The 7,888-nt window shown below is 35.1% G+C and carries 8 protein-coding genes; 2 read left to right on the top strand and 6 right to left on the bottom strand.

The annotated features are described in order from the left end of the window. Positions 1-89 precede the first annotated feature (89 nt). The 6 genes from ACWATA_RS29225 to ACWATA_RS29200 all read right to left on the bottom strand — a co-directional run bounded on the left by ACWATA_RS29225 (position 90) and on the right by ACWATA_RS29200 (position 5,911). A complete protein-coding gene (locus ACWATA_RS29225) occupies positions 90-587 on the bottom strand; it encodes an HTH domain-containing protein (protein WP_473050529.1) in 498 nt (165 codons plus the stop codon). A gap of 809 nt (positions 588-1,396) precedes the next feature. Beyond that, a complete protein-coding gene (locus ACWATA_RS29220) occupies positions 1,397-1,864 on the bottom strand; it encodes a hypothetical protein (RefSeq protein ID WP_473050528.1) in 468 nt (155 codons plus the stop codon). A gap of 407 nt (positions 1,865-2,271) precedes the next feature. Then, on the bottom strand, positions 2,272-2,856 hold the full coding sequence (locus tag ACWATA_RS29215; protein WP_473050527.1) for a DUF3967 domain-containing protein: 585 nt from the start codon (positions 2,854-2,856) through the stop codon (positions 2,272-2,274). A 513-nt stretch (positions 2,857-3,369) separates the two neighbouring features. Further along, positions 3,370-4,008: a MarR family transcriptional regulator gene (locus tag ACWATA_RS29210; protein ID WP_473050532.1), complete on the bottom strand. Its 639-nt coding sequence runs from the start codon at positions 4,006-4,008 to the stop codon at positions 3,370-3,372. 350 nt (positions 4,009-4,358) lie between these two features. After that, positions 4,359-5,576 (bottom strand): relaxase/mobilization nuclease domain-containing protein, encoded by a 1,218-nt coding sequence (locus ACWATA_RS29205; protein ID WP_473050531.1) that lies wholly within the window; start codon positions 5,574-5,576, stop codon positions 4,359-4,361. Next, positions 5,558-5,911: a plasmid mobilization protein gene (locus tag ACWATA_RS29200; protein WP_012209755.1), complete on the bottom strand. Its 354-nt coding sequence runs from the start codon at positions 5,909-5,911 to the stop codon at positions 5,558-5,560. The genes ACWATA_RS29205 and ACWATA_RS29200 overlap by 19 nt, the downstream gene beginning before the upstream one ends. A gap of 786 nt (positions 5,912-6,697) precedes the next feature. Here ACWATA_RS29200 and ACWATA_RS29195 point away from each other — a divergent pair. Together ACWATA_RS29195 and ACWATA_RS29190 are read left to right on the top strand one after the other, a co-directional pair. After that, complete coding sequence (locus tag ACWATA_RS29195; protein WP_154975069.1) at positions 6,698-7,171, top strand: hypothetical protein; 474 nt, start codon at positions 6,698-6,700, stop codon at positions 7,169-7,171. 47 nt (positions 7,172-7,218) lie between these two features. Further along, positions 7,219-7,821 carry a DUF421 domain-containing protein gene (locus tag ACWATA_RS29190; protein ID WP_154975072.1) on the top strand — a complete coding sequence of 201 codons (603 nt, stop codon included), beginning with the start codon at positions 7,219-7,221 and terminating at the stop codon, positions 7,819-7,821. Positions 7,822-7,888: the final 67 nt, after the last annotated feature.

Genomic DNA, 7,888 nt, shown 5'->3' with positions numbered 1-7,888 from the left:
AAGCTTCTGTTTGGAAATTCTCATTACTTCTCAAGTTCATAACATGCTTCATTAGAAAGCTACTGATCCCTGTTCAGTAGCTTTCTTTTTTAATTTAATAATCCCTTTTCTTTAAATACTTTTCTTAATGCTTCATTCACTAATTCAGATTTATAACTTTTGGGAACACGATCAATAATGCTTAAAACATCGTCATCAAAATAAAACCCTCGATACACTCGTTTTGAACGGTCTTTGGGACTTTGCAGCAGCAAATCAATTGCATCTACTGTGCTAGCTTTTGAAGAGCTAGTACTCGTACTTCCACTTTCATCAAGATAGCTCGTACTAGCTGCTACTTCACTAGTAGCTAGCTTTTGTTCTGCTGGCATTTTACTGTTTTTAGAGATAAGAGTACTAAAATCAACATCTACAGGTTCTGATTCTTCTCCAACATAACGATAAATACTTTCCTTACTGTCCCATTCATAGCCTAATTTCTTAATCTTTGATTGAATCGTACGCGTGCTTACATTATATCGATCAGCTAATTCTTTAATGGTGATCTCTTTCATCATAATTCCATTTAACATCTTTTTTACCAGCATTATAATAGCCCCCATTTTTGTTGTAAAAGTATAATACTAGTATTCAAATGCAAGATGATATTTCCTGCTATAACTTCTTTTAAAACAAACCTATGTGTCAGCAATGATACAAGATGTTTCATTTTCTATACATAAATGTATCATTCCCTCTAAAACGTAATTATCATGTTATACTGACAGACACTGACAAAACATTGTATATGCAATATGTTTTGTTCATTTTCTGCATTGAACGAACAAAAACCACTGTTTAGGTCCAGTGGTTTTTGTTTTTCAGAATTGAATATGTTTTTATTACTTGAGCAAACTATACAAGATACCGTAAGGTGTCATTGGATAAAATCGTGAGAAAAACCAACCTTTAAGGACTTAAAGGTTGGTTTTTCCTGTCTTATGTAGTTAACATAAAACCTTTTATAAGAACCAAAAAAGCCCTCCTATTGAGTTATAAACTCCAATAAGAGGGCTTTTTTTCTATATGCTTATGTATTAATTAGTATTATCTTTACCTAATTTGCGATCAACTAAATAGGCTAAAAAGAAAATTGTTGGGATAAATAAAAGTTTTAGAGGTGATAAATTCTCAACAGATGTATGAGTAATATAGAATGTTAAGAAGACAAAGCCTAAAACTAATGTAAATATCTTTTCTTTCAAATCGCACACCTCACTTTCCTTACAATTACATTATAACATATATTTAACATATCTATTTTTAGTCAACATAATCCATATTATCGGCACAAATAAAGCCCTAGAAGTGTCACGCGCTTTTAGGGCTTTATTTCTTATACCTGTTATATATGTAATTAATGTTTTTGATCACTTTGACTAGATAAATATTTAGATACATCATTTGGAACTTCAAGATTTAAGTCAACATCTTTAATTTTAACGTTAATATAAGGAGTTCCTTTGTACGTAGTAACTGTAGCAACTTGTTTAAGTTCTTTTTTATCCTTATTTGTTGCATCTCCCAATTTAACAGTGTCTGCTTGATACATTTTATATACGTTCTCTTTCTTGGCACTTGTAGGTATATCTGCAAGATTCCATTTATCAATTTTTAATTTATTAAAAAATGCATTTACATCTTGCTCCTTATCAATCGTATTTAACAATACTTCCGGATGGTCTACAGATAATACTTCTACTTTTTTAGCTTGATCAAATCCTAAGTTTAAGTCTTCCTGAATATCTTTTTCCTTTGAGCTACAACCAAATAGTAGTATAGATAAACTTACAGTTGCTATAAATGCCATGTAAACTTTTTTCATAGATACCCTCCTGTAAAATCCATTAATTTACATAGAAAATTTTAACATCATTTTCCCCTTATTGCTATACTTCTAGAGATGTAAAGTTGAATATTCCATACATTTTTAGTTAACATAATACCTCTTTCCGGAACACACCACAAAAAAGAACCCTTGTCGCAGAACGGTTCCGCCGAGGGTTCTTTTTCCGGAGTATGCAGCTTTTTATACATCCTTGATATGACGGGGTTCTCCTTACAGGTGGTCGGAGAAATAATGCATAAAAAGCACACCTTTTATACATATGCTGACGAGCTAAAAAGTAGCATTAATAACCAATATATGTTATATTTTCAATAATTACTTGAAATTTCAACGTATTTGAAAGCAATCTCACTCTCCTATGACAAAAATGAGGTTGCTCTTTTTTATTTCCAAAATTCCCACCACTTTTTATTGGGAGTTTTTTTAGGTTCTTCAATAGATGCTGCTATCTCTAATTTAGACTCTTGTAATTCTCTAATAGAGCTCATCAGCTTTTGATCTCGATCATCTAACCTTTTAAGTAATCCTTCTTGAAATTTCCTCTGTTGTTCTTCTTGTTTAAGTGTCCATTCACTTAAGAAATGCTCATGCTTTTTCAATTCCTCCTGGACCCTTTTAGCAACCATTGATTCTATGTCCTGAACAGGAACAATCCCTTGCTTATCTAAGGATTGTTCAGTTTGTTGTTTAGAAGTGTTTATGTTTTCTTCATCATAAATTTTTGGGAAACCTTCTTCTTCTAATAGCTCTAGTATCTGAGCAGATTGTAGACTTCGTTTGTTTCTCATTTTAGCTATAAATAGAAAAATCGGTAACGAAGATGAATTAATTAAATACTTGTTTTTTTCACCTTGCTTAACATTTATAAAATCTTTATAAGTTTGACAATTACGTTTTATAGTCATGGCTGATACTTTTACTTGTTTAGCCATATCTTCAGCTGATAACCACTGTTTAGAAGTCTTCACTGTTCAGATCACCGCCTTTAAATTTAACTAAACATCTAAACTGAACACCATTCAAACAATTAGATAATTCCATGCTATATATAGATTAACCTCTTTTCTTGTTCAGATCATTGTTTAGATAATTATTTTTAAAATCATCTGAACATCTAAACAAACACTATCCAAACAATGAACAACCACACAAAAAACTTAGTCATAAATACTTGGCCGTCTTAAGACGGTATATTAGCCTTTAGGCTTAATGTTAAAAAATTAACTATTTCGTAGTTGTCATTTTTGACAACTACGAAATAGTTTTTAAACGAAAAAAAGTATAAAAAGAGCCTTGCAATTCTATAAGCGAATTGCTATTTAAATAGAGAGTGAGAAGAGAGAGTAGACGAAAAGTGTTATAAACGTTGTTATAACAACGTTTATAACACTTTTCGTGTGTTGCAAAAATGCAACAGGTGTGTTGCATTTTTGCAACACACGAAAAATAAAAAAAGAGCCTGTATATTGGCTCTTTTAATATCAAAATAATTTATCGGGTAAATCCTTTAATATTTTCATTTTCATGGCTTTATGAAACATAACTTGCAAAGCTTGATTTACATTATCTTTATCACCTGCATACATAATATGTGGGTTTACAAAGATAGCATAAGCTTTGGCATTATTATCTTCTACTCCTGACTCACCTTTAAATAAAATCCCTTTTTTAACTAATGAATTGATAACAGTACTTGTGTTTGTTCTGTTACTGTTAATTAATTTAGCAATTTCTGAGATATTAGCAGGTACTGGATTTTTAGATTTAATATCTAAAACAATACAATTAGTAGAAAAAGCTACATATGGGACAATATCATACAAAAAGACTTTTTCTCTCCCAGTAAAATATTCTTTTTTATTTAGATACCCCTGATTTCCCTGCAAAGTTTGTACAAACCTCACTCTCGATTGTGGAGTTCTTTTTGTTCCTATAAAAATATCTTTACCAGTAGCCTGGCTTAATGTTTCCATTGCCTTATTAACTTCATCTTGATCTATGCCATGATAATCTGCTTTAGCTCTCTCTTTTTCAACTTCAAAATCTCTTAGCCTTGCATTTCTTTCAGCTTCAGCTAGTTTTCCTTCTAAATTAACAATATTATTTTTACTGTTTTCCAAACTAATTCCTCTCCCTATATAGCAGGAATTAGTCCCTTATGATAGAATATGTACATAAATATGTGTATAAGGGACCCATTCCCTTTCTATTTTCGAGAAACCGCCTGCCGTCCAAAGCATGGGCGGTTTTTCTCATTTATACTACTTTCAACACTATCAATAAATTCCCTCTTTTTCTAGTCTTTTCGCAGTTTTTCAACGAATTCTGCACAAGAGGACTTGTCTATCCTAAGTTAATACCAAACAACCCAAAAAACCATTTAAACAAGAAGAACATAGGCACCATAAAGATGGCAGCCCCAGCTCCATACTTCACCCAATCTAACCAGCCATTAAACGCCACGCCCAACTTAGCGTTCGATATCATAGTCTTGCTGTTTTTTTCGACCTCGCTCAGTTCCGCCTTCGCTGTCGCGCTCAAGCTGTCGAACTTGCTCCCCAGGTTGTTGTTGATCTTCTCTAATTCGTTCTTGATCGCTTGATTGTTTGCTTGAAATTCCTTTTGAAGAAACTGACGATTCGTTTCCATTTCCTTGTGTAGCACTTGAATGGCTGCCTTCATTTCTCCCAAAGTTTTGCTTGTATGCAGCTTGTGTGTTTCGATGTCGTTCTCTAATTTGCTCAGCAACGTCATCGAAGTCAATTCCATCTCCCTCTGTACGTCTTGGCTCGTCTGTTTGATCTCCTTGAGCTCTTGTTCGATCATCATTTCTTTGTTCATGTTTTCTTTCAGGAACGTCGAGAGATAGCCCTCTGTCGCTCTGAGACGTAGAATCATCTCCTGGTATAACTGCTGTAACTGTTGTAACTCCTCTTTCTGCTGAACCTGTTGCTGCTCTTTCTCTTGTAACTTGTCTTTCAAAGCCATCTAAAATCGTCTCCTTTTCATACGCCAGCCCTAACTTGCTGCCACGTACTTTTTTATTCGATTCTAAGTGCTCATACGTGATGTTTTTACCTCGTAAAGTAGCTTGGACCCCTTGGTCTTTTAAACGTTCCTGGAACTCTTCAAAACTCGTTGTCTGCTCTTTTGAAGAATCAATCGCCGTCCGAATTTCATCTTTCCAACTCGACTCACCTTTTTTAAGTAACGACTGTTCAGCTAACGTATAGCGCACATCGGCCGAGCGCTCTTCTACAATGGACAAACCATGTTCCTTACATAACTCATCGCTCACATCACGAAAACGGTCAATGGCATCTTGGCCATGAGCATGAAACTTTCGGCCATCTTCATAGTTCACCGCATTAATCACAATGTGGTTATGAATATGATCTTTATCTGTGTGCGTATAGACGGCAAGCTCATGACCTTTTGCCAACTTCTCAGCCAGTTGTAACCCAATTTTATTGGCTTGTTGGGGATCCACCTCATCTGGTTTGAATGATTGAATGATATGATGGGCTTGTATGCCGCCGTTCTTGCCCCATATTTCCCTTGTAGCCTTAAATTGGTTCCGAACATAGTCCACATCGCAATCAAGCGAATTTGATACCTCAGAGCGCTTCTCAGCGTACTTCAGTAACGCATTGGCATTTTTCGTCGTACTTAGCTTAATTGTTGCCATGCTGCAGCCAATCCCTTTTTAATTTCGTCGAGATTGTATACCAATCTCTCAAGCTCCTGTTCACTCAATTGTTCAATGTCTCGTGCATTGCACCATCTCGCAATCTGGTTCACATTGGTACCCACGGCACGCAATTCCTTCGCAATTGCTAGAGCACCCTCACGATTGATCTTCGGCTGTCGTACACGGGTACCCTGTGCCTTTGCTTTCACAAAGGCAGGCACCGTCATTCCTACGTTATCCGCCATCAGCGATAGCCGTTCGAATTCCTCCTCAGTGACACGGAACTTCACCTGTTTAGGCTCGTTCCTACGCTCGCCTTTCGTCTCGCTCATCCCTTTATTCCTCCTTATGTTCACCTACTGAGCGTGGTGAACTTGGTGTAAAATTCCAGCTGTATGCTTCCATAATACACCAAACAGTCGGAATAAGGCAAGCTCTACAATTGGTACCCAATTGAGCTTGGTTATGCTTTGCATAACAATCCCCCCAGCCCCCTTTTCAAGGGGGAGCCAAACCGCGGACGCTGTCCACACCTGCCAAAGGAAAGCTCCTTTGGAATGGCTTCTACAAACACCCCCAACCCCCTCAACACTTTGAGGGGGCTCCCTCGCCGGTTGGCGTCAAACAAACGTGGTTGTTTGAGTGCCAAGAGGGTTCGGGTGTAGAGACATTGTCAATTCCTTAATGCTCCCTACGGTCCGCTTACCATTGACAATGCAGCTTATCTCCCCCTTTGTTTTGGGGTAGAGGCTGGCTTCTTATGTTTTTAAGAGTGTTGCTATTCTTGAAGTAAGGTTAATACTCTTGAACAGCTGCACAGGTGGTTCGGCAGGTATACTTGCGCTAACAAGCCGATTCTCAAATCCTTCGTTTTGGGTATGTCGGCTTGGCGAGAGATCCAAACCTGCCGAAATTTTTTATGCAAGGAGAAAAGAGTGGAGATTTTTTAAGTGGGTTTCTTAAAAAATACAACTCGTACCTTGTGTAAAAAATAGCTTACTTTAGATACAAATAAAGACCATATTTTAATTTTTAATATGTCTTCTTTGTTTTACCTTATAAACGTATAAAGTTTTCAGATAGAGAGAATTATAAAACAAAAATGGAAAAGGAAAATTATGATTGGACTTATACTAGCTATTATACTTTTTAATATCATTGCTTTGAAAATGAAAAAAAGGCTTACACTAAACCAAATTCTGCATATTTGGATGTTTACAATTGCTCTTCAACAGTCATTTGATTTAATAATTGAGTATAAATATAACGGGTATTGGTATTTTGACAAGGAGGTAGACTGGAAAGGTTTCCTAGCACATACTATCCTTGTTCCCCCTGTAAATGTAATGTTTTTAAATTGGTACCCTTTTAAGAAAAGATTAATGAACCAAGTTTTTTATTTAATAATATGGATCATTGCTATTTTGTTATATGAGGTAATTACATTAATGCCTCAACCATGGGGTTATTTTCATTATGGTTGGTGGAAATTAAGATATACAGTTATAGTCGATCCTATCCTGTTTTTAATTTTGCTAAGTTATTACAAATTTATATGTAGAGTAGAAACTATTCTTATTACCAGCAAATAATTTATTTTTATAATTCAAAACTAAACTGTATTACAAAGGGTGACATGATGAATTTTATATGGCAATCTGTAATTCTTATTTTGGCTGGAATATTGCTATTGAGAGTAGCTGGAAGAAAATCTATTGCTCAAATGACCTTGGCTCAAACTGTAGTTATGATCTCTCTTGGGACTATCATTGTACAACCGATAGTTGAAAAAAGTATGATAAAAGCTATTGGAGGAGCTGCAATTTTCGTTATTGCTATCCTAGTCTTAGAATATTTGCAATTAAAATCTAATACATTTGAAAAATTCCTTACAGGTAAATCTAAAATCGTAATACAAAATGGAAAATTGGATACCCAAACCCTAAAAAATTTGAGATTAACGGCTGATCAACTAGAAATGCGATTGCGCAATCAAGGGATATCAAAGATTGAAGATGTTAAAACAGCAACCATTGAACCTAATGGGCAATTAGGTTATGAACTTCAAGAAAATGCAAAGCCTTTGACTGTAGGAGACTTTAAAAAGCTAATGAACTTATATATATCACCAGCTTTTGATAGTAATACTTCTTCGCCAAATTTAAATAAACTTGACGAATCATCGAATATCTTTGAAGAGATTAATCAAAATGATAAATCAAACCCTACATATCTTCAGTAATAGGTTTAATTGTTCTATATTTATCAATAAAATTTTATAAGTTGAGCAAACTAAGGAAGACGCTGTG

Source organism: Priestia sp. USM5, assembly GCF_058323215.1.
Note: the sequence above shows the minus strand (reverse complement) of the source record. Positions and strands in the feature narration are given on the sequence as shown.